Here is a 23,327-nt window from a genome sequence, read left to right on the forward strand (position 1 = left end):
AACAAGAAAGGAGGGTTCATGAAACTCATCAGTAATGATCTGCGCGATGGCGATAAGCTGCCACATCGTCATGTCTTTAATGGCATGGGTTACGATGGCGATAATATTTCGCCGCATCTGGCGTGGGATGATGTTCCTGCGGGAACGAAAAGTTTTGTTGTCACCTGCTACGACCCGGATGCGCCAACCGGCTCCGGCTGGTGGCACTGGGTAGTGGTTAACTTACCCGCTGATACCCGCGTATTGCCGCAGGGGTTTGGCTCTGGTCTGGTAGCAATGCCAGACGGCGTTTTGCAGACGCGTACCGATTTTGGTAAAACCGGGTACGATGGCGCCGCGCCGCCGAAAGGCGAAACGCATCGCTACATTTTTACCGTTCACGCGCTGGATGTAGAACGTATTGATGTCGATGAAGGTGCCAGCGGCGCGATGGTCGGGTTTAACGTCCATTTCCACTCTCTCGCCAGCGCATCGATTACCGCGATGTTCAGTTAATCACTCTGCCAGATGGCGCAATGCCATCTGGTATCACTTAAAGGTATTAAAAACAACTTTTTGTCTTTTTACCTTCCCGTTTCGCTCAAGTTAGTATAAAAAAGCAGGCTTCAACGGATTCATTTTTCTATTTCATAGCCCGGAGCAACCTGTGAACACATTTTCAGTTTCCCGTCTGGCGCTGGCATTGGCTTTTGGCGTGACGCTGACCGCCTGTAGCTCAACACCGCCCGATCAACGTCCTTCTGATCAAACCGCGCCTGGTACCTCTTCTCGCCCGATTCTGTCGGCAAAAGAAGCGCAGAATTTCGATGCTCAACACTATTTTGCGTCCCTGACGCCTGGTGCTGCGGCGTGGAATCCTTCCCCGATTACTCTGCCTGCGCAACCTGACTTTGTTGTCGGACCGGCGGGTACACCGGGCGTGACGCACACGACTATTCAGGCAGCGGTGGATGCGGCAATTATCAAACGTACCAATAAACGCCAATATATTGCTGTGATGCCAGGTGAGTATGAAGGCACGGTCTATGTCCCTGCAGCTCCGGGTGGAATCACCGTTTACGGTACAGGCGAAAAACCGATTGATGTGAAGATTGGGCTTTCCCTTGATGGTGGCATGAGTCCTGCCGACTGGCGTCACGACGTCAACCCGCGCGGCAAATATATGCCAGGTAAACCAGCGTGGTATATGTACGATAGCTGCCAGAGCAAACGCAGCGACAGCATTGGCGTGCTCTGCTCTGCGGTTTTCTGGTCACAAAACAATGGCCTGCAACTGCAAAACCTGACCATCGAAAACACGCTGGGCGATAGCGTAGATGCGGGTAACCATCCGGCGGTGGCGCTGCGTACTGATGGCGACAAAGTGCAGATCAATAACGTCAACATTCTCGGTCGTCAGAACACCTTCTTTGTCACCAACAGTGGTGTGCAAAACCGTCTGGAAACCAATCGTCAACCGCGTACTCTGGTGACGAATAGCTATATTGAAGGGGATGTGGATATCGTTTCTGGTCGCGGCGCGGTGGTGTTCGATAACACCGAATTCCGCGTGGTGAACTCCCGTACCCAGCAAGAAGCGTATGTGTTTGCACCGGCTACGCTGTCTAACATCTATTACGGTTTCCTCGCCGTAAACAGCCGTTTCAATGCTTCCGGTGATGGCGTGGCGCAACTGGGCCGCTCGCTGGATGTTGATGCCAATACCAACGGTCAGGTGGTGATCCGTGATAGCGCCATCAACGAAGGTTTTAACACGGCTAAACCGTGGGCTGATGCGGTGATTTCCAATCGTCCATTTGCGGGTAATACCGGCAGCGTTGACGATAGCGACGAAGTACAGCGCAATCTGAATGACACTAACTACAACCGCATGTGGGAATACAATAACCGCGGCGTGGGTAGCAAAGTGGTTGCAGAAGCGAAGAAGTAATACGTTTAAAATTACCGGATGGTGATGTGTATACATCTCATCCGGAATTATAAAGTCATGAAAGTCAATATTAACATCATGACAAATAAAACCGCTGCAATTTTTATCGATAACGGAAAGAAAATAACTTTAGCGTTTTTCTTATTTCGCTCCAATACACTAATTAATCTTTTTTTAGCATCTGTTTCAGGAAAATTTATCCCTTCCGCTTTAGTCTCCCACTCCAGTTCATTTTTGCTGGTCGTCGCATAAACATATTTTTTCCCTTTCAAATAAAACTAAATAAATACCCTGACGTTATTTCCTGCAGAAAATTTTTTAATGAGTATGGGACATCCACATTTTCAATCACAATCCCTTTGTCTGAAATTTCGATAGCTTTGATAAAAAATAGGGTATTAGCAAACCACTAATGCCAACCATTAATCCACTTCCAAGCAACCATGCCATCAGATTATCCATACCTGTTAAAAAGTGTATATTATTTTCAGTTACGACTTGACAATTGCGAATAAAACCGATAAAAAATGAAAATGCCATTATACACAAACTGCTGGTGAAAATTTTTATAGGTAAAGATACCGGCTGCATAACTAAATAGCTATTTTCAATTTTACACGCTTTAGATAACGACTTCATTTTTATCAGAAATAGAATCTGCAATAATGATAAAAAGAATAAATACATACCCCACTTCATAAAACCACCTGTTATCAATAGCTATGTAACAATAGATATATAAGCAATCATTTTGAATATTGCATCTTTAAATTACGATACAAAAATATCATCAAACTCCCTTACTACAATTGTAACCATGGAGCCATATATCTCGCCAAAGCATCTTTAAGATAGACATATTATTGCGACAGAGAAATCATTTCTTAGTAACAATTTACAATATTCATCATCATTGGTTATATTAAAACACCAACACATCCACAATGTGGATAAATAATGTGACGCATACCATTAATCGAATGGGTAATAATTAATTGATAGAAATATAATTGCTGTATGAGAGGGATACCAATGAAAACATTGGTATCCCTTGCTCTGCTATATCTGACGGTTTTTATTGAAGTTAATCAAACTACCCGCTTTGATAATCTCGCGCTCTTCAGCAGTCAGACTTTCCATATAGAGCGTAATCTCCGTTACCGGCGCATCTTTATGGATCACATAACCTTTAAACGTCATACCTGGATTATCCAGCGCAGCTTTAATGCCAGGGATGTAAATGTAATCACCTACGTCAAAATTCGGTGCTTCCGCCATTTGCAGCGGTAACATCCCCCAGTTGATGACGTTAGAACGGTAGCGTTTAGTCGCGTACTCCTCGGCAATATTCGCCAGACCGCCAATCACACGCTGGCAACTCGCCGCCTGCTCACGCGCAGAACCATCGCCTGGTTTGACCGCATAGACCATGCTGCCAATTTCAGTTTGCAGCGGATCAATATTTTCCTGACCAGCAATCTGCTTAATACGCGCAAAAACGTCTGCCAGTTCGCTGACATTCCCCGCCAGACGCTGATTTTCCAGCTCGGCAGTGGCTTTACTTCTGCCAACATAACCCGGATCACGGCGTGACAGGGTAAACTCCGCCAGACCAATTGGATTTGAACGATACGAAGAGGTTTCTCCGGAAGGAATCAATTCGTCGGTGGTGGTCACTTCGTCGAGGATCTTCGAGCACACTTTGAGGACGATATTGTCAGTCAGCGCGCCTAATTCCGGCCAGTCTTTGATATTCGGTCCGTAAATCAGCGGTTGCTGAGTCGCCCCTTTCACAAAGCCCTGATAAACACGGTTTTTATACGGCGTTACATCGAAGGCGTACTCCGGCACGTTGTCCCAGCAATCGAGTTCGCTGGCAGAGGTTAAATAGCCACCGTTTGCCGCAGTCGCAGCGATAGAACGAGCGTCCATCAACGCTACCGCTGACATCTGCCCATTGGCTGGCTTAGAGCCTTCACGGTTCGGGAAGTTACGCGTGGTGTGGCGAATACTCAAACCGTTGTTGATTGGCGTATCGCCCGCGCCAAAGCATGGGCCGCAGAACGCAGTTCTGATGATTGCGCCTGCGCCAATCAAATCTGCTACCACACCTTTTTTGGCGAGATCCATAAACACCGGCTGTGATGACGGGTAAACCGCCAGCGAGAAGGTGTCATTGCCACAGGATTGACCGCGCAGCGCATTTGCTGCGGCGATAACGTTTTCATAGTTACCGCCAGAACAGCCAGCGATAATCCCCTGCTGTACTTTCAGGCGACCATTTTCCACTTTATCCAGCAGCGAGAGTTTGGCTTTACCGTGCGCCACGCGTTCGGACTCAATTTCAATCTCACGCAGAATGTCAGTCAGATTCTGGTTCAGCGTGTCGATTTCATACACGTTGCTCGGGTGGAACGGCAGCGCAATCATCGGTTTGATGGCACTTAAATCAACGCTGATGCAGCCATCGTAGTACGCCATTGGCTGAGGATTAAGCTGGCAGTAATCCTGGCCGCGACCGTGCAGCGCCAGCCAATTATGCACTTCTTCATCGGTTTGCCAGACAGAACTTAAACAGGTAGTTTCAGTGGTCATCACGTCAACGCTGTTACGGAAATCGGTAGAGAGCGCAGCAACACCGGGACCTACGAATTCCATCACTTTGTTTTTGACGTAACCGTTTTTGAACACGGCACCGATGATAGCCAGCGCCACATCCTGCGGCCCCACATACGGCGCAGGTTTTCCGGTCAGATGCACCGCAACCACGCCCGGATAGTCGATATCCCAGGTGTCATTAAGCAGTTGTTTTACCAGCTCGCCGCCGCCCTCACCGACTGCCATTGTCCCTAATGCACCGTAACGGGTGTGGCTGTCTGACCCGAGGATCATTTTGCCGCCGCCTGCCATCATTTCACGCATATATTGATGGATGACCGCAATATGCGGAGGCACAAAAATACCGCCATAACGCTGGGCCGCCGATAAACCAAAAATATGGTCATCACCGTTAATGGTGCCGCCCACAGCACAGAGTGAGTTATGGCAGTTGGTCAGCACATACGGCAGCGGGAAACGTTCCATACCGGACGCTTTAGCGGTCTGTACAATACCAACAAAGGTAATATCGTGAGAGGCTAATGAATCAAACTTAATTTTAAGTTTATCCATATTTCCGGACGTATTATGAGAAGAGAGTATTGACCAGGCAATAGTGCTTTTTTTTGCTTCTTCTTTTTTTATTTCGCCGGTGAAATGTTCTTCGGCAATTATTTCGTTATTACTGGCGAGAAACACGCCTTTTTCAGATAACTTGATCATCAAATGCTCCAGATGTCTGCGCACCGTGAAGTGCGCAGAAAAATAATGAAGGGATATACTCTAAATAATTCGAGTTGCAGGAAGGCGACAAGCGTGTGAATCCCCAGGAGCTTACATAAGTAAGTGACTGGGGTGAACGAACGCAGACGCAGCACATGCAGCTTGAAGTATGACGAGTATATTTACAGCATGTTCCAGCCGATCAGCATATTCCACCACCATACGCCGAGGGTGATATGCACCAGGAAGGTTAATATCGTCAGTACCGCACCGACCAACCACCAGGATTTAATATCGTTGTAACCCACACCAAAGATGACCGGACCAGCCGCGCCACCATAGTGAGTAACCATGCCGCCATAGGAGTTGGAGAACAACAGTGCCAGCGCGGTTAACATTAACGGTGCGCCGGAGACGTTCGCCAGCATGGCAAATACCGGCAACATGGCAACGATATAGGCACTACCGGAAGCGAAGAAATAACGCACGATGATGCTAAGGAAAATAATAACGAAGAAAGCAACGTTACCGTGACCATCAAATGCCAGGTTATTTTTAAAGACTTCAGCTAACCATTCGAAGAATTTCACTTTCGATAATAATGAGCTTAAGCCGATAATACCGCCGTACCAGATTAAGGTATTCCAGCCGCCTTTATTTTTGACCACGTCTTCCCAGGTCACAATGCCCAGCAACAACATGGTCGCCATAACAACAATTGCCACTGAAGATTCATCAACACCCAGGCTCTTACTGAAAATCCAGCCCAGCAGTGCCAGCACAAAGACAACGAGCAGCATTTTTTCACGGATTTTCATCGGCCCCAGTTCAGCAAGGCCCGCTTTGGCGATGGTTTTGTTATCCACCTTTTTAATTTCTGGCGGATACATGGTGTAAATCACCAGCGGAGTAACCAGCAGCATAATGATGCCCGGCAATCCGGCGGCCAGCGCCCATCCCCCCCAGCTAATTTGCAGGTGCAGAATGTCGTTGATCATTTTCAGCGCCAGAATGTTCCCCGCCATTGCGGTAAAGAACATATAGCTGGTGGTTTTGGTGACCATGTAAATGGACATCATCAAGTAATGTCCGACACGACGCGGGCTTTTTTCAGGTTCTGACCCCAAAGCCACCGCCACGCTGTTGATGATCGGTAACACAATGCCGCCCGCACGCGCGGTGTTAGACGGTGTTGCCGGAGCCAGTACCAGATCGAGGAATACCGTAACGTAACCCAGACCCAGGGTAGTGCTACCAATTTTACCAATCAGCAAATAGGCAATACGTTTGCCTAAGCCGGTGGTCACAAATGCGGCGCTTAAGGTAAACGCCGAGAACACCAACCAGGTGGTACCTGAAGAGTAACCGCTTAATACGGCGGTGGTTTTAAACGCACCGTCGGATAAGTTACCGACCACCACCATCGAGGCAGCAACGGCAATTAACAGTACGACAGGTTCCGGGAAAGGCTTGATAACCAGCCCCACAATCGCCGCCAGGTAAATACCAAAAAGTACCCATGCCAGTTCGCTTAATCCTGCCGGGGCTGGCATAACGCCAATAATACATGGGATCGCTAATATCAGAATTAGCTTCCATAACGATTTCTTATTCATTTAAAATCCTGTTCTTTCTGTATGACTCATACAGAAGTCCTTTATTGATTGTCCTTATCACGACAACGAAATTTTTCAGGGAAGATAAACTTCACCGGAAAATATTTTTCTGGTCGTCCGAATAACAGATGCACGTAACGTTGTGGCATCCTGACCGTCATTACTTAAATGAACGTCAAGCGCACCACTGGGGTGTTCAATATTGATATTGCCGTACCCCACAGAAGGGACGATTTGTCGGGTGACGGTGCCTTCCAATGCACAGCTACTGGAAATGGCAATAGCGCCAGTTATCGCCAGTGCGCGATGGCAAGAATGCGGCATAAAATAACGCACATTAATTGCCCCGCCTTTCTGCGCTGGAGAAATAAGCACAGGTTTAGGGATAACCATATTACTAACATCGCCTAAGCCCATTGCTTTACCCGCTTGCAGACGGATAGATTCAATGCGGGCTAATAATGCTTTATCGGCATCCAGTTCCGCCGGTAATTCATAGCCTGTTTTGCCCAGATATTCAGCCGGAATAATGACGACTGGCATCGCCATATCAATACAGGTCACTGGAACATCGTCAAAATAATCAATCTGTTTATCAGTCGGGAAGACTTTTCCGGTTTTTGTTCCTGCTGCATTCAGGAAAGTGAGAGCGACCGGTGCGGCAGTCCCTGGCACACCATCAATTCTGGCGCTACCCTCGTACTTGACAACACCATTTGGCGTTTGCACATCAGCGTCGATGAACGTACCAGTATTGACGTTGCGGATACGCACACGGGTGATCGGTGATGTCGCTGCAATCAAACCATTTTCAATGGCGAATGCCCCAACCCCAGACAGCATATTGCCGCAGTTTGGTGTCGTATCAACACGCTGCTCATGGACGATAACCTGAGCAAACAGATAATCGACATCAGCACGCGGATCGTCGGAACGGCTAATAATGGCGACTTTACTGGTCAGCGGATTACCGCCGCCGATACCGTCTATTTCCAGATCGTTACCGGAACCCATAATTGCCATCAATATTTTATCGCGCTGCGTTTGATCTTCGGGTAAATGTTCCGCTAACAGGAACGCGCCCCTCGAGGTTCCACCTCGCATCATCACGCAGGGTATTTTTTTCATAATAATGCCCTCAATTTAAAAACATAACTTATTGCGATATGGTTACATTAAGGGCAAAGCATCTCTAATGACTTTAGCTCCACGATTAATAACATTTTTTCATTAATTTAAGTGATTAAATTGCAGTTAAACTGTTTAACTGTAAATCACTAAAATGCACCGCTTCCATTTTTCGGAGTAATAATGAAGCATGAATTATCAGGTATGAAGGCATTTGTCATACTGGCAGAGTCCAGTTCATTTAACAATGCCGCTAAATTACTCAATATTACGCAACCTGCATTAACGCGAAGAATAAAAAAGATGGAAGAAGATTTACATATTCAACTTTTTGAGCGTACAACTCGCAAGGTTACGTTAACAAAAGCAGGAAAAAGGTTGCTCCCGGAGGCGCGGGATTTAATAAAAAAATTCGATGAAACGCTTTTTAGTATTCGTGATATGAATGCTTATCATCGTGGTATGGTGACGTTAGCGTGTATTCCGACCGCCGTATTTTATTTTTTACCGCTGGCAATCGGTAAATTTAATGAGCTGTATCCCAATATTAAAGTGCGGATTCTGGAACAAGGTACGAATAATTGCATGGAATCGGTGCTGTGCAATGAATCTGACTTTGGCATAAACATGAACAATGTCACAAATTCATCCATTGACTTTACCCCACTGGTCAATGAGCCGTTCGTGCTGGCCTGTCGGCGTGACCATCCATTGGCCAAAAAGCAGCTGGTGGAATGGCAGGAGTTAGTAGGTTACAAAATGATTGGCGTGCGTTCCTCCAGCGGCAACCGACTGCTAATTGAGCAAAAATTGTCCGACAAGCCCTGGAAACTGGACTGGTTTTATGAAGTGCGTCATCTTTCGACGTCATTAGGATTGGTGGAAGCGGGACTGGGAATTTCGGCGCTTCCTGGCCTGGCAATGCCTCATGCGCCCTATTCTTCGATTATTGGTATCCCATTGGTGGAACCCGTTATACGTCGGACATTGGGAATAATTCGCCGTAAAGATGCCGTACTTTCTCCAGCAGCAGAACGCTTTTTTGCCTTGCTGATTAATTTATGGACTGACGATAAAGACAATTTGTGGACCAATATCGTCGAACGCCAGAGACACGCGTTACAGGAGATGGGCTAATACTCCCGGCGCAGGAGATTCAGCGCCGGGTAAATCAGCGGTTAGTGTGCGTTCACCACAACCCACATTGGCCCCTGCCCTACCGCATAGCGGCCTTTTTCATGCAGCAGCCCCTGCTCGCCGACAATTTCGTATACCGAGATATGGTGCGATTTTTGCCCGGCGGCAATCAGATACTTGCCGCTGTGATCAACATTAAAGCCGCGCGGCTGAGTTTCCGTTGGCTGGAAGCCTTCTTTACTCAACACGCTGCCATCTTCCGAAACGCTGAAAACGGTAATCAGACTGGCGGTACGGTCGCAGGCGTATAAATGACGACCATCCGGGGTGATATGAATATCAGCCGCCCAACGGGTGTCGGAGAAGTTTTCCGGCATCATATCCAGCGTCTGGACACATTCGATATTGCCGTGCGGATCTTTCAGTTCCCAGACATCCACTGAGCTGTTTAACTCATTGACGCAATATGCATATTGTTCGTTTGGATGGAACACCATATGACGCGGACCGGCCCCTTCAACGGTAGTCACTTCTGCGGGGTCCTGCGCCACCAGATGACCGTCATCGCTGACCGTAAACAGGCAAATACGATCCTGCTTTAATGCCGGAACCCACAGAGTGCGGTTATCTGGTGAAATATTGGCGGAATGACAGCCGTCCAGTCCCTCAACCACATCGACAACGCCCACAGGCAGGCCATCTTCCAGTCGCGTTACGCTCACGTTACCCGCATTATAAGAGCCGACAAAGACAAACTGCCCATGGTGATCGGTGGAAATATGCGTCGGGCTACCCGGCAGCGCAGACTCTGCGGCAAATGTCAGTGCGCCATCATCTGGTGCAATGCGATACGCCAGAACGCGAAATTCGGGACGAACGCCAACGTAGAGGTAACGTTTATCCGGGCTGACCACCATCGGCTGCACCTGCCCCGGCACATCGACAACCTGTGTCAGCGTCAGCACGCCTTCATGATTCAGGTTCCAGACGTGAATTTGCTGGCTCTCAGGGCTGGCGATATAAACTGTTTGCTTCATGAATGCTCCTTTGCATTTAGCAACTGACTTTAACAGCTAAAATTAGTCGCTTTTGGCGGTGAATGCTGAATTAAAACGCAGAATTTTGTCCGATAGTGGTATAGGTGTACCATTCGTGCAGACGAAAATTCTTAACCTTAATCTGGAAAACGCCATGACCACACGCGTGATTGCTCTCGACTTAGACGGCACCTTATTGACCCCGAAAAAGACTCTGCTTCCCTCATCGATTGAAGCGCTTGCCCGCGCTCGCGAAGCAGGTTACCAATTGATTATCGTCACGGGTCGCCATCACGTCGCTATTCATCCTTTTTATCAGGCGCTGGCGCTGGATACACCTGCTATTTGCTGTAATGGCACCTATTTGTATGATTATCATGCAAAAACGGTGCTTGAAGCCGATCCAATGCCCGTTAACAAAGCCCTGCAACTCATCGAGATGCTGAATGAACACCACATTCACGGTCTGATGTATGTGGATGACGCAATGGTCTATGAGCATCCGACCGGACATGTCATTCGCACGTCTAACTGGGCGCAGACTTTGCCGCCGGAACAACGCCCGACTTTCACACAAGTCGCTTCTCTGGCTGAAACGGCGCAACAAGTTAACGCCGTGTGGAAGTTCGCTCTGACGCACGATGACCTGCCGCAGTTACAGCATTTTGGTAAGCATGTTGAACATGAGTTGGGTCTGGAGTGTGAATGGTCCTGGCACGATCAGGTTGATATTGCACGCGGCGGCAACAGTAAAGGCAAACGCCTGACGAAATGGGTTGAGGCGCAAGGCTGGTCGATGGAAAACGTAGTCGCATTCGGCGATAACTTCAATGATATCAGTATGCTGGAGGCTGCCGGAACGGGTGTAGCGATGGGCAATGCCGATGACGCGGTAAAAGCACGCGCCAATATCGTGATTGGTGACAATACCACCGACAGCATCGCCCAGTTTATTTATAGCCACCTGATTTAATCAGGCGGTTATCGACACACTTTTAATTTGCGCGTATAGCCACAGGCCAGGTTTGATCGCCAGTTCATCCCTGGCCCACGGGCTTATTCGCGCCCACAGCGTTTTACCGCCGACTTCCAGTTCCACTTCCACCTGGCCGTTATCGTCATAGCTATTGACGACTTTTGCGCGCAGCACATTGCGGATGCTGGTTTGTTGCGGCGGTTGTAAAACCAGAGAAACATCGGAAGCCTGGATGCGGATGCGTAGCGCGGCTTGCAGCGGTTCATCCAGCTTATTAACCCATAAATGTTGATCGCCCAACGCCAGCGCGGTCATTGCGTAACGCGGATGATGTTCCAGTACCGTTACTTTCAGAATGCTGCTTTGTTGCTCTTTCGGCAGCCACGGATTCATCACGCTACTGCCCCACACTTCTTCCAGCGCCCCGAAAGCTTTCACCTGGCCGTTTTCCAGTACCATCACTTTGTCCGCCAGATGGAGGATTTCATCCAGCGAATGACTGACATACAGCATCGGAATGTTGATTTCCCGCGTCAGCCGTTGCAGATAAGGCAATAGCTCGCGTTTGCGCGGAAGATCCAGCGACGCCAGTGGTTCATCCAGCAATAATAATTCCGGAGCCGTCAGCAATGCCCGACCAATTGCCACACGCTGTTTTTCGCCTCCGGACAGGCTGCCCGGTAAACGGTCAAGCAACGGTTCAATGCCTAAAAGCGCCACCAGCTTATCGAACTGATCGACCATACTTTTCGACATGCCGTAGCGCAGATTGCCACGCACTTTGTAATGCGGGAACAGCCGTGCATCCTGAAACACATAGCCAACGCGACGCTTTTCCGGCGTCAGGCAGATACCTTTTTCGGCATCATTTAGTACCCGACCATTGAGGACAATCCGCCCTTTTTGCGGGCGCGTCAGTCCACTAATGGCGTTAATCAGCGAAGTTTTTCCGGCACCGGAGACGCCAAAGATAGCAGTGATGCCATTGGCGGGCAGCGTTTCATTAATGGTCAGGCAATGGTTGCCCAAGGTCTGGGAAAAATTCAGTTCCAGCATGATTAGCGCCCCGCCCGTTCACGGCTGATTCTGGCCAGCCATTCTGAAATCAACAGGGAGATCATCGCCAGCGCAATAGAAATAATGCAGAGTCTCGCCGCGCCGCTTTCACCGCCTGGGGTCTGGATCAGGGTATACATGGCAGAAGGAATGGTTCGCGTTTCACCTGGAATGTTAGAAACAAAGGTGATGGTTGCACCAAATTCACCGAGCGAACGCGCAAATGCCAGTACTGTACCGACGATAATTCCCGGCAACGTCAGCGGTAACGTGATAGTAAAGAAAACACGCCAGCGCCCAGCCCCCAGCGTTCTTGCGGCCTGTTCCAGTTTGACATCAACCCCTTCCAGCGCCAGACGAATCGCCCGCACCATCAACGGAAAAGACATGACGGCGGCAGCGAGAACCGCGCCGCGCCAGCTAAACGCGAAGGTAATGCCAAACCAGTCATACAGGCGTTCGCCGATAAATCCGCGCCGTCCCATAGAAACTAACAGCAAGTAACCGACAACCACGGGCGGTAACACCAGCGGTAGATGCAGTACGCTGTCGAGCAGAGCTTTGCCCGGAAACGTGCAACGCACCAGTAACCAGGCAAAAAAGATCCCAAACGGCAGGCTAAACAGCACAGCCAGGGAAGAAACTTTCAGGCTTAATAAAACCGCCTGCCATTCTGGATCGGTCAGTATCATTACTTAGTTGTAAATCCGTAACGTTTAAAGATTTCCGCAGCCTGCGGTCCCTTCAGATAATCGTAAAATGCTTTCACTGTCGCGTTGTTATGCCCTTCCACGACGGCAACCGGATATTCCACTTTTTTATGCGAACCTTCCGGGAAAGTGGCGACCACTTTTACCCCTTTGCTGGCAACTGCGTCAGAACCGTAGACAATACCCAGCGGCGCTTCATTACGTTCGACCAGCGCCAGCGCCCCACGAACATCTTCTGCGGGAGCCAGTTTCGGGGAGAGCGTATCCCATGCGCCCAGTTTTTGCAGAGCTTCTTTCGCATAAATGCCAGCCGGAACATGTTCCGGATCGCCAACCGCCAGGCGGCCGCCATTCAGCAGAGAGGTCCAGTTAGTTTTGCTGTCGATGGTGAACTCTTTCTGCTCGCTGGTTTTCGGTGCTACAACGACCAGGCTATTGCCGAGCAAGGTTTGACGCGTGGCGGTATCAATTCCTTTTTTATCAATTGCATAATCCATCCATTTCTGATCGGCAGAAATAAACAGATCCGCAGGCGCACCTGCTTCAATCTGACGAGCCAGAGTAGAAGAGGAGGCGAAAGAAGAAACGACGTCTACGCCTTTCTCTTTTTTATACTGCGTAGCGATATCCTGCATCGCGTTGGTCAGTGATGCTGCGGCAAAAACCGTGATTTTCCCTTCATCCGCCAACGCATTGCCAGCAACAGTGAAAGAGAGCGCCGCCCCGGCAAACAGGTTTAACCATTTACGAGCCATTTGTAACCCCTTTATTTAACGTTATGTAGGCGTCAATATAACGGCAAGTTCAGAATTTTCCCAGCAGTTATTGTTAACCTTTGAGAGGTAGATAGAAAAAATATCGGCAGGAAAAGCAGGAAGTTGAGAAAAAGAAAATGCCCGACTCAGCGGGCATTCATGGAATCAATGATTTTGTCCGGGCTGGTCTTTTTTACCAACACCAGAAAAGATGTTGAATACTTCACCAAGACCGTAAATCAGACCCAGGATGATGGCCATCACGACAGGTACCATGATTACGGCGAATACCAGACTTTTTAATAACTCTAACATGGTCAACTCCAGATGTAGTCCTGTGACTATTCTAACCGTTAAGCACAGAAAAGCACTCCCCTTTTGTGCGGTCAGCTTTGCGTGGCGCTCATTTTCCGTCACAATAAGACTTTTGCCAGGACATTGTTATGCAGGCCGAAATCCTTCTCACTCTTAAGCTGCAACAAAAGCTCTTTGCCGACCCACGCCGCATTTCGCTACTAAAACACATCGCGCTTTCCGGTTCCATCAGCCAGGGGGCGAAAGATGCCGGTATCAGCTATAAAAGCGCCTGGGATGCCATTAACGAAATGAATCAGTTAAGTGAGCATACGCTGGTTGAACGAGCTACGGGCGGAAAAGGCGGTGGCGGTGCTGTGCTGACCCGCTATGGTCAACGACTGATTCAGCTTTACGATCTTCTCGCCCAGATCCAGCAAAAAGCCTTTGATGTGTTAAGTGACGATGACGCCCTGCCGCTGAACAGTCTGCTGGCCGCGATCTCACGTTTTTCACTGCAAACCAGCGCCCGTAACCAGTGGTTCGGTACCATCACCGCCCGCGATCATGATGACGTTCAACAGCATGTTGATGTCTTACTGGCCGACGGCAAAACACGCTTAAAAGTCGCGATTACCGCGCAAAGTGGCGCGCGTCTGGGGCTGGATGAAGGCAAAGAAGTGTTGATTCTGCTGAAAGCGCCGTGGGTGAACATTACCCAGGATGACACCGTAGCCCAGAGTGCCGACAACCAATTGCCGGGCATTATTCGCCATATAGAGCGCGGCGCAGAGCAGTGCGAAGTATTAATGGCGCTACCCGACGGGCAAACACTATGCGCCACAGTGCCGGTAAATGAAGCGACTTCTCTTCAGCAAGGACAGAATGTCACGGCCTACTTTAATGCCGACAGCGTGATTATCGCCACGCTGTGCTAAGCGTGTTGACAATTTGTTATGAAACACGTATCCCTGTCAGTAATCGCTGCACAAAATGGGATATAAAATGTCATCGTTGCAAATTTTGCAAGGCACGTTTCGTCTTAGCGACACAAAAACGCTGCAATTGCCTCAGCTAACGTTAAACGCGGGCGATAGTTGGGCGTTTGTCGGTTCTAATGGCAGCGGGAAGTCGGCGCTGGCCCGCGCGCTGGCCGGTGAACTTCCGCTTTTGAAAGGTGAACGGCAAAGCCAGTTTTCCCACATCACTCGTCTCTCCTTCGAGCAATTGCAAAAGCTCGTCAGTGACGAATGGCAGCGGAATAACACCGATATGCTCGGCCCTGGCGAAGATGACACCGGGCGCACCACGGCTGAGATCATTCAGGATGAAGTTAAGGATGCACCGCGTTGTGCGCAACTGGCGCAGCAGTTCGGCATTACCGCCCTGCTCGACCGACGTTTTAAATATCTTTCCACTGGCGAGACGCGTAAAACCCTGCTCTGTCAGGCGCTGATGTCGAAGCCTGACTTATTGATTCTTGATGAACCGTTCGATGGTCTTGACGTTGCCTCACGTCAGCAGCTGGCAGAATTACTCGCCTCGTTACATCAGTCCGGTATTACTCTGGTACTGGTGCTCAATCGCTTCGATGAGATCCCGGAATTTGTCCAGTTTGCTGGTGTGCTGGCGGATTGCACGTTAGCGGAAACTGGCGCTAAAGAGGAACTGCTCCAGCAAGCACTCGTCGCGCAACTGGCGCATAGCGAACAGCTTGAAGGTGTGCAACTGCCGGAGCCGGATGAACCTTCAGCACGTCACGCCTTACCCGCCAACGAACCGCGCATTGTGCTGAACAACGGCGTGGTTTCTTATAACGATCGCCCCATTCTTAATAACCTTAGCTGGCAGGTGAATCCTGGCGAACACTGGCAAATTATCGGGCCAAATGGCGCGGGAAAATCGACATTATTAAGCCTGATTACTGGCGATCATCCGCAAGGTTACAGCAACGATTTGACGCTTTTCGGCCGACGTCGCGGCAGCGGCGAAACCATCTGGGATATTAAAAAGCATATCGGTTACGTCAGCAGTAGTTTGCATCTGGATTACCGGGTCAGCACTACCGTGCGTAATGTGATCCTTTCTGGCTATTTTGATTCGATTGGCATTTATCAGGCCGTTTCGGATCGTCAGCAAAAGCTGGTGCAGCAGTGGCTGGATATTCTCGGCATTGATAAACGTACGGCTGACGCTCCTTTCCATAGTCTTTCCTGGGGGCAACAACGCCTGGCGCTGATCGTCCGCGCACTGGTGAAACATCCGACTTTGCTTATTCTCGATGAACCACTACAGGGACTGGATCCGCTCAATCGCCAGCTTATCCGCCGTTTTGTTGACGTGCTAATTAGCGAAGGTGAAACGCAATTATTGTTTGTTTCGCACCATGCGGAAGATGCGCCTGCCTGTATTACCCATCGTCTGGAGTTCGTGCCAGACGGTGACCTCTATCGTTATGCGCTGACAAAAATAAATTGAGTCGGTAATGCTGACTGTGCCGGATGCGGCGTAAACGCTTTATCCGGCCCACGGTTCGACGCATCCAGGCATAAAACCGCATCTTTTTTTCAGATAAAAAGCGCAATCATTCATAAACCCTCTGTTTTATAATCAATTAATCGCGCATAAAAAACGGCTAAATTCTTGTGTAAACGATTCCACTAATTTATTCCATGTCACACTTTTCGCATCTTTGTTATGCTATGGTTATTTCATACCATAAGCCTAATGGAGCGAATTATGAGAGTTCTGGTTACCGGTGGTAGCGGTTACATTGGAAGTCATACCTGTGTGCAATTACTGCAAAACGGTCATGATGTCATCATTCTTGATAACCTCTGTAACAGTAAGCGCAGCGTACTGCCTGTTATCGAGCGTTTAGGCGGCAAACATCCAACGTTTGTTGAAGGCGATATCCGTAACGAAGCGTTGATGACCGAGATCCTGCACGATCACGCTATCGACACCGTGATCCACTTCGCCGGGCTGAAAGCCGTTGGCGAATCGGTACAAAAACCGCTGGAATATTACGACAACAACGTCAACGGTACTCTGCGTCTGATTAGCGCCATGCGCGCCGCTAACGTCAAAAACTTTATCTTCAGCTCCTCCGCCACCGTCTATGGCGATCAGCCCAAAATTCCATACGTTGAAAGCTTCCCGACCGGCACACCGCAAAGCCCTTACGGCAAAAGCAAACTGATGGTGGAACAGATCCTCACCGACCTGCAAAAAGCCCAGCCGGACTGGAGCATTGCCCTGCTGCGCTACTTCAACCCGGTTGGCGCGCATCCGTCGGGCGATATGGGCGAAGATCCGCAAGGCATTCCGAATAACCTGATGCCGTACATTGCCCAGGTTGCTGTAGGCCGTCGCGACTCGCTGGCTATTTTTGGTAACGATTATCCGACCGAAGATGGTACTGGCGTACGCGATTACATCCACGTAATGGATCTGGCGGACGGTCACGTCGTGGCGATGGAAAAACTGGCGAACAAGCCTGGCGTACACATCTACAACCTCGGCGCAGGCGTAGGCAGCAGCGTGCTGGACGTGGTTAATGCCTTCAGCAAAGCCTGCGGCAAACCGGTTAACTATCATTTTGCACCGCGTCGCGAGGGCGACCTTCCAGCCTACTGGGCGGACGCCAGCAAAGCCGACCGTGAACTGAACTGGCGCGTAACGCGCACACTCGATGAAATGGCGCAGGACACCTGGCACTGGCAGTCACGCCATCCACAGGGATATCCCGATTAAGGAACGACCATGACGCAATTTAATCCCGTTGATCATCCACATCGCCGCTACAACCCGCTCACCGGGCAATGGATTCTGGTTTCACCGCACCGCGCTAAGCGCCCCTGGCAGGGGGCGCAGGAAACGCCAGCCAAACAGGTGTTACCTGCGCACGATCCAGATTGCTTTCTCTGCGCAGGTAATGTGCGGGTGACAGGCGATAAAAACCCCGATTACACCGGGACTTACGTTTTTACCAATGACTTTGCGGCCTTGATGTCTGACACGCCAGACGCGCCAGAAAGCAACGATCCGTTGATGCGTTGCCAGAGCGCGCGCGGTACCAGCCGGGTGATCTGCTTTTCACCTGATCACAGTAAAACACTGCCAGAACTCAGCGTTGCGGCATTGACGGAAATCGTCAAAACCTGGCAGGAGCAAACCGCAGAGCTGGGAAAAACCTATCCGTGGGTGCAGGTATTTGAAAACAAAGGTGCAGCGATGGGGTGCTCTAACCCGCATCCGCACGGACAGATTTGGGCAAATAGCTTCCTGCCTAACGAAGCTGAGCGCGAAGACCGCCTGCAAAAAGAATATTTTGCCGAGCAGAAATCGCCAATGCTGGTGGATTATGTCCAGCGCGAGCTGGCAGACGGTAGCCGTACCGTTGTCGAAACCGAACACTGGTTAGCCGTAGTGCCTTACTGGGCTGCCTGGCCGTTCGAAACGCTACTGCTGCCCAAAGCCCATGTTTTGAGGATCACCGATTTGACCGACGCCCAGCGCAGCGATCTTGCGCTGGCGTTGAAAAAGCTGACCAGTCGTTATGACAACCTCTTCCAGTGCTCCTTCCCCTACTCTATGGGCTGGCACGGTGCGCCGTTTAATGGCGAAGAGAATCAACACTGGCAGCTGCACGCGCACTTTTATCCGCCTCTGCTGCGCTCCGCCACCGTACGTAAATTTATGGTCGGTTATGAAATGCTGGCAGAAACCCAGCGTGATCTGACGGCAGAACAGGCAGCAGAGCGTTTGCGCGCAGTCAGCGATATCCATTTTCGCGAATCCGGAGTGTAAGAAATGAGTCTGAAAGAAAAAACACAATCTCTGTTTGCCAACGCATTTGGCTACCCTGCCACTCACACCATTCAGGCGCCTGGCCGCGTGAATTTGATTGGTGAACACACCGACTACAACGACGGTTTCGTTCTGCCCTGCGCGATTGATTATCAAACCGTCATTAGCTGTGCGCCACGCGATGACCGTAAAGTTCGCGTAATGGCAGCCGATTATGAAAATCAGCTCGACGAGTTTTCCCTCGATGCGCCCATTGTCGCGCATGAAAACTATCAATGGGCGAACTACGTTCGTGGCGTGGTGAAACATCTGCAACTGCGTAACAACAACTTCGGCGGTGTGGACATGGTGATCAGCGGCAACGTGCCGCAGGGTGCCGGGTTAAGTTCTTCCGCCTCACTCGAAGTCGCGGTCGGAACCGTATTGCAGCAGCTTTATCATCTGCCGCTGGACGGCGCACAAATCGCGCTTAACGGTCAGGAAGCAGAAAACCAGTTTGTTGGCTGTAACTGCGGGATCATGGATCAACTCATTTCCGCACTCGGCAAGAAAGATCATGCCTTGCTGATTGACTGCCGCTCGCTGGGGACCAAAGCAGTTTCCATGCCGAAAGGCGTAGCTGTGGTCATCATCAACAGTAACTTCAAACGTACCCTGGTTGGCAGCGAATACAACACCCGTCGTGAACAGTGCGAAACCGGTGCGCGTTTCTTCCAGCAGCCAGCCCTGCGCGATGTCACCATTGAAGAGTTCAACGCTGTTGCGCATGAACTGGACCCGATCGTCGCGAAACGCGTGCGTCATATCCTGACCGAAAACGCGCGTACCGTTGAAGCTGCCAGCGCGCTGGAGAAAGGCGACCTGAAACGTATGGGCGAGTTGATGGCAGAGTCTCATGCCTCTATGCGCGATGATTTCGAAATCACCGTGCCGCAAATTGACACTCTGGTCGAAATCGTAAAAGCTGTGATTGGCGACAAAGGTGGCGTACGCATGACCGGCGGCGGATTTGGCGGCTGTATCGTCGCGCTTATTCCGGAAGAGCTGGTGCCTGCCGTACAGCAAGCTGTCGCTGAACAATATGAAGCAAAAACAGGTATTAAAGAGACTTTTTACGTGTGTAAACCATCACAAGGAGCAGGACAGTGCTGAACGAAACTCCCGCACTGGCACCCGATGGTCAGCCGTACCGACTGTTAACTTTGCGTAACAACGCAGGGATGGTAGTCACGCTGATGGACTGGGGTGCGACTTTACTTTCCGCCCGTATTCCGCTTTCCGATGGCAGCGTCCGCGAGGCTCTGCTTGGCTGCGCCAGCCCGGAATGCTACCAGGATCAGGCTGCATTTCTTGGGGCCTCTATTGGTCGTTATGCCAACCGTATCGCCAATAGTCGTTATACCTTTGACGGTGAAACCGTGACGCTGTTGCCAAGTCAGGGCGTCAACCAACTGCACGGCGGCCCGGAAGGGTTCGACAAACGCCGCTGGCAGATTGTGAACCAGAACGATCGTCAGGTGCTGTTTGCCCTGAGTTCAGATGATGGCGACCAGGGCTTTCCGGGTAATCTCGGCGCAACGGTGCAATATCGTCTGACCGACGATAACCGCATCTCTATTACTTATCGCGCCACAGTTGATAAACCTTGCCCGGTGAATATGACTAATCACGTCTATTTCAATCTTGACGGCGAGCAGTCTGACGTGCGCAATCACAAGTTGCAGATTCTGGCGGACGAATACCTGCCGGTTGATGAAGGCGGCATTCCGCACGACGGCCTGAAATCTGTCGCCGGAACGTCTTTTGATTTCCGCAGCGCCAAAATCATCGCCAGTGAGTTTCTTGCCGACGACGATCAGCGCAAAGTGAAAGGTTACGATCACGCGTTCTTGTTACAGGCCAAAGGCGATGGCAAAAAAGTGGCGGCGCATGTCTGGTCAGCAGATGAAAAATTGCAGCTGAAGGTCTACACCACCGCTCCGGCTCTGCAATTCTACTCCGGCAACTTCCTCGGCGGCACGCCATCAAGAGGAACTGAACCTTACGCCGACTGGCAGGGGCTGGCGCTGGAAAGCGAGTTTCTGCCGGACAGCCCGAACCACCCTGAATGGCCGCAGCCGGACTGCTTCTTGCGTCCTGGCGAAGAGTATTCCAGCCTGACGGAATATCAGTTTATTGCTGAGTAATGTTAAGCCCTCGTCATGAGGGCTTTATCCTCGTATTGTTCAAATCACCAGCAAATACCGACATATTTGCAACTCAATATTCACAACAACCTTACACTGCGACACTATTTTCGCTATGGTTATGCGTAAGCATTGCTGTTGCTTCGTCACGGCAATATAATGAGAATTATTATCATTAAAAGATGATTTGAGGAGTAAGTATATGGCTGTAACTAAGCTGGTTCTGGTTCGTCATGGCGAAAGTCAGTGGAACAAAGAAAACCGTTTCACCGGTTGGTACGACGTGGATCTGTCTGAGAAAGGCGTAAGCGAAGCAAAAGCAGCAGGTAAGCTGCTGAAAGAGGAAGGTTACAGCTTTGACTTTGCTTACACCTCTGTGCTGAAACGCGCTATCCATACCCTGTGGAACGTGCTGGACGAACTGGATCAGGCATGGCTGCCCGTTGAGAAATCCTGGAAACTGAACGAACGTCACTACGGTGCGTTGCAGGGTCTGAACAAAGCGGAAACTGCTGAAAAGTATGGCGACGAGCAGGTGAAACAGTGGCGTCGTGGTTTTGCGGTGACTCCGCCGGAACTGACTAAAGATGATGAGCGTTATCCGGGCCACGATCCGCGTTACGCGAAACTGAGCGAGAAAGAGCTGCCGCTGACTGAAAGCCTGGCGCTGACCATTGACCGCGTGATCCCTTACTGGAATGAAACCATTCTGCCGCGTATGAAGAGCGGTGAGCGCGTAATCATCGCCGCTCATGGTAACTCGTTGCGTGCGCTGGTGAAATATCTTGATAACATGAGCGAAGAAGAGATTCTTGAGCTAAATATCCCGACTGGCGTGCCGCTGGTGTATGAGTTCGACGAGAACTTCAAACCGCTGAAACGCTATTATCTGGGTAATGCTGACGAGATCGCGGCGAAAGCAGCTGCTGTCGCTAACCAGGGTAAAGCGAAGTAAACGTCATTTGTTTAATAATGAGAAAGCCGACTGCAAGCGAGTCGGCTTTTTTGTTTGTCGTTGCTAACAATGGAGCACATTGCCTGATGCGACGCTGCGCGTCTTATCAGACCTACAAACATACAGTCATGGCGATTTGACTATAAATTATCCACGACGCGCTTTTACTGCATTTGCCAGTTGACGTAACAGAGCATCGGTATCGTCCCAGCCAATGCAGGCATCAGTGATACTCTTGCCATAAGCCAGCGGCTCCCCGCTCTCCAGACTCTGATTGCCTTCTACCAGATGACTTTCCACCATCACGCCAATAATGGCCTTTTCGCCACCGGCAATCTGCTGGCAAACGTCAGCACAAACATCCATCTGCTTTTTGAATTGTTTGGACGAGTTAGCATGGCTGAAATCGATCATCACCTGTGCTGGCAGGCCTGCTTTGTTCAGCCCTTCTTTCACTTCAGCAACGTGTTTTGCACTGTAATTAGGCTCTTTACCGCCGCGCAGAATGATATGGCAATCGCCGTTACCGCTGGTATTCACAATCGCCGAATGACCCCATTTGGTCACTGAAAGGAAGCAGTGCGGCGCACCGGCGGCATTAATGGCATCGATAGCCACTTTAATCGTACCGTCTGTGCCATTTTTGAAACCTACCGGGCAAGAAAGACCAGACGCCAGTTCGCGATGCACCTGCGATTCGGTGGTACGTGCGCCAATTGCGCCCCAGCTCATCAGGTCAGCGAGATACTGAGGGGTGATCATGTCGAGAAATTCGCCCGCCGCTGGCAGACCGCTGTCGTTAATATCGAGCAGCAATTTACGGGCAATTCGCAAACCGTCGTTGATCTGGAAGCTGTTGTCCATATGCGGATCGTTAATCAGCCCTTTCCAGCCCACCGTGGTGCGCGGCTTTTCAAAATAAACGCGCATTACGATTTCCAGGTCGTCTTTTAGCTCTTCACGCAGCGCCAGCAAGCGAGTGGCATACTCTTTAGCCGCGACAGGATCATGAATTGAGCACGGACCAATCACCACTAACAGGCGATCATCATTACCTTTCAGGATCTTATGGATCGCTTTTCGGGCATGGGCTACCGTATTCGCGGCATTTTCAGTAGCGGGGAATTTTTCCAGCAGTGCGACAGGAGGAAGTAACTCTTTGATTTCTTTGATGCGTAAATCGTCGTTCTGATAATTCATGTCTGTTCCAGTGTTGCCATACTTATCTTGGTGAATGCAATCCTTCCAATCTATATCTTCCGTCAGAATGTGTAAACGGGGTTTTACACTATGGACGGAATAATCCTGGAATCGGTAAGAAATACGCCAGATTGTCGCGAAAAACGAGATCTCTCCTACAATTTCTAACTGTAACTTCTTTGTTTATTAATTTTTTCAAGATTCTCTGCTGGAT

21 protein-coding genes are annotated in these 23,327 nt (G+C 50.0%); 11 read left to right on the plus strand and 10 right to left on the minus strand.

Annotated features, from left to right (window positions below; translation table 11 throughout):
• Positions 1-18 precede the first annotated feature (18 nt).
• Entirely contained in the window at positions 19-495 is a 477-nt protein-coding gene (locus D9738_RS06445) for a kinase inhibitor (protein ID WP_000767391.1), read from the plus strand.
• A gap of 151 nt (positions 496-646) precedes the next feature.
• The gene (locus D9738_RS06450; protein WP_130259788.1) at positions 647-1,930 is read left to right on the plus strand and encodes a putative acyl-CoA thioester hydrolase; all 1,284 of its coding nucleotides are present in this window, start codon (positions 647-649) and stop codon (positions 1,928-1,930) included.
• Positions 1,931-2,278: 348 nt separating this feature from the next.
• Here the strand turns inward: D9738_RS06450 and D9738_RS06455 are convergent, their stop codons facing one another.
• The 4 genes from D9738_RS06455 to D9738_RS06470 all read right to left on the minus strand — a co-directional run bounded on the left by D9738_RS06455 (position 2,279) and on the right by D9738_RS06470 (position 7,995).
• Positions 2,279-2,629, minus strand: a complete 351-nt coding sequence (locus D9738_RS06455) for a hypothetical protein (protein ID WP_130259789.1) — start codon at positions 2,627-2,629, stop codon at positions 2,279-2,281.
• A gap of 360 nt (positions 2,630-2,989) precedes the next feature.
• Positions 2,990-5,251 carry a hydratase gene (locus tag D9738_RS06460; protein WP_130259790.1) on the minus strand — a complete coding sequence of 754 codons (2,262 nt, stop codon included), beginning with the start codon at positions 5,249-5,251 and terminating at the stop codon, positions 2,990-2,992.
• A gap of 182 nt (positions 5,252-5,433) precedes the next feature.
• Complete coding sequence (locus tag D9738_RS06465; RefSeq protein ID WP_130259791.1) at positions 5,434-6,867, minus strand: anion permease; 1,434 nt, start codon at positions 6,865-6,867, stop codon at positions 5,434-5,436.
• A gap of 75 nt (positions 6,868-6,942) precedes the next feature.
• A complete protein-coding gene (locus D9738_RS06470) occupies positions 6,943-7,995 on the minus strand; it encodes a 4-oxalomesaconate tautomerase (RefSeq protein ID WP_130259792.1) in 1,053 nt (350 codons plus the stop codon).
• A 183-nt stretch (positions 7,996-8,178) separates the two neighbouring features.
• Between D9738_RS06470 and D9738_RS06475 the strand changes: the two genes are divergently transcribed.
• Positions 8,179-9,132, plus strand: coding sequence for a LysR family transcriptional regulator (locus tag D9738_RS06475; protein ID WP_130259793.1), 954 nt, complete (start codon positions 8,179-8,181; stop codon positions 9,130-9,132).
• Between the two features lie 41 nt (positions 9,133-9,173).
• Here D9738_RS06475 and pgl read toward each other — a convergent pair whose 3' ends face one another.
• Positions 9,174-10,169, minus strand: coding sequence for a 6-phosphogluconolactonase (pgl, locus tag D9738_RS06480; protein ID WP_130209934.1), 996 nt, complete (start codon positions 10,167-10,169; stop codon positions 9,174-9,176).
• 154 nt (positions 10,170-10,323) lie between these two features.
• Between pgl and ybhA the strand changes: the two genes are divergently transcribed.
• Positions 10,324-11,142, plus strand: coding sequence for a bifunctional pyridoxal phosphate/fructose-1,6-bisphosphate phosphatase (gene ybhA / locus D9738_RS06485; RefSeq protein ID WP_000213425.1), 819 nt, complete (start codon positions 10,324-10,326; stop codon positions 11,140-11,142).
• Here the strand turns inward: ybhA and modC are convergent, their stop codons facing one another.
• The 4 genes from modC to acrZ form a co-directional block, all read right to left on the minus strand.
• Complete coding sequence (modC, locus tag D9738_RS06490) at positions 11,143-12,201, minus strand: molybdenum ABC transporter ATP-binding protein ModC (protein ID WP_130209932.1); 1,059 nt, start codon at positions 12,199-12,201, stop codon at positions 11,143-11,145. It abuts the gene before it with no gap.
• Positions 12,202-12,203: 2 nt separating this feature from the next.
• Complete coding sequence (modB, locus tag D9738_RS06495; protein ID WP_000604034.1) at positions 12,204-12,893, minus strand: molybdate ABC transporter permease subunit; 690 nt, start codon at positions 12,891-12,893, stop codon at positions 12,204-12,206.
• Positions 12,893-13,666 carry a molybdate ABC transporter substrate-binding protein gene (modA, locus tag D9738_RS06500; RefSeq protein ID WP_130259794.1) on the minus strand — a complete coding sequence of 258 codons (774 nt, stop codon included), beginning with the start codon at positions 13,664-13,666 and terminating at the stop codon, positions 12,893-12,895. Before modA ends, modB begins: the two co-directional genes overlap by 1 nt.
• 165 nt (positions 13,667-13,831) lie before the next feature.
• Complete coding sequence (acrZ, locus tag D9738_RS06505; RefSeq protein ID WP_000891515.1) at positions 13,832-13,981, minus strand: multidrug efflux pump accessory protein AcrZ; 150 nt, start codon at positions 13,979-13,981, stop codon at positions 13,832-13,834.
• A 128-nt stretch (positions 13,982-14,109) separates the two neighbouring features.
• Between acrZ and modE the strand changes: the two genes are divergently transcribed.
• The 7 genes from modE to gpmA all read left to right on the plus strand — a co-directional run bounded on the left by modE (position 14,110) and on the right by gpmA (position 21,913).
• A complete protein-coding gene (gene modE / locus D9738_RS06510) occupies positions 14,110-14,898 on the plus strand; it encodes a molybdenum-dependent transcriptional regulator (protein WP_130209928.1) in 789 nt (262 codons plus the stop codon).
• Between the two features lie 67 nt (positions 14,899-14,965).
• Entirely contained in the window at positions 14,966-16,438 is a 1,473-nt protein-coding gene (modF, locus tag D9738_RS06515; RefSeq protein ID WP_130209926.1) for a molybdate ABC transporter ATP-binding protein ModF, read from the plus strand.
• A gap of 261 nt (positions 16,439-16,699) precedes the next feature.
• A complete protein-coding gene (galE, locus tag D9738_RS06520) occupies positions 16,700-17,716 on the plus strand; it encodes a UDP-glucose 4-epimerase GalE (RefSeq protein WP_001265443.1) in 1,017 nt (338 codons plus the stop codon).
• Positions 17,717-17,725: 9 nt separating this feature from the next.
• The gene (gene galT / locus D9738_RS06525; protein ID WP_000191508.1) at positions 17,726-18,772 is read left to right on the plus strand and encodes a galactose-1-phosphate uridylyltransferase; all 1,047 of its coding nucleotides are present in this window, start codon (positions 17,726-17,728) and stop codon (positions 18,770-18,772) included.
• Between the two features lie 3 nt (positions 18,773-18,775).
• Positions 18,776-19,924 carry a galactokinase gene (gene galK / locus D9738_RS06530; RefSeq protein WP_130259795.1) on the plus strand — a complete coding sequence of 383 codons (1,149 nt, stop codon included), beginning with the start codon at positions 18,776-18,778 and terminating at the stop codon, positions 19,922-19,924.
• Positions 19,918-20,958: a galactose-1-epimerase gene (gene galM, locus D9738_RS06535; protein WP_059321515.1), complete on the plus strand. Its 1,041-nt coding sequence runs from the start codon at positions 19,918-19,920 to the stop codon at positions 20,956-20,958. The genes galK and galM overlap by 7 nt, the downstream gene beginning before the upstream one ends.
• Positions 20,959-21,160: 202 nt before the next feature.
• Entirely contained in the window at positions 21,161-21,913 is a 753-nt protein-coding gene (gene gpmA / locus D9738_RS06540; protein WP_001295305.1) for a 2,3-diphosphoglycerate-dependent phosphoglycerate mutase, read from the plus strand.
• Between the two features lie 147 nt (positions 21,914-22,060).
• Here gpmA and aroG read toward each other — a convergent pair whose 3' ends face one another.
• Entirely contained in the window at positions 22,061-23,113 is a 1,053-nt protein-coding gene (aroG, locus tag D9738_RS06545) for a 3-deoxy-7-phosphoheptulonate synthase AroG (protein WP_130209918.1), read from the minus strand.
• Between the last annotated feature and the right edge of the window lie 214 nt (positions 23,114-23,327).

Source organism: Escherichia sp. E10V5 (genome assembly GCF_004212315.1).
Classification (GTDB): Bacteria; Pseudomonadota; Gammaproteobacteria; order Enterobacterales; family Enterobacteriaceae; genus Escherichia.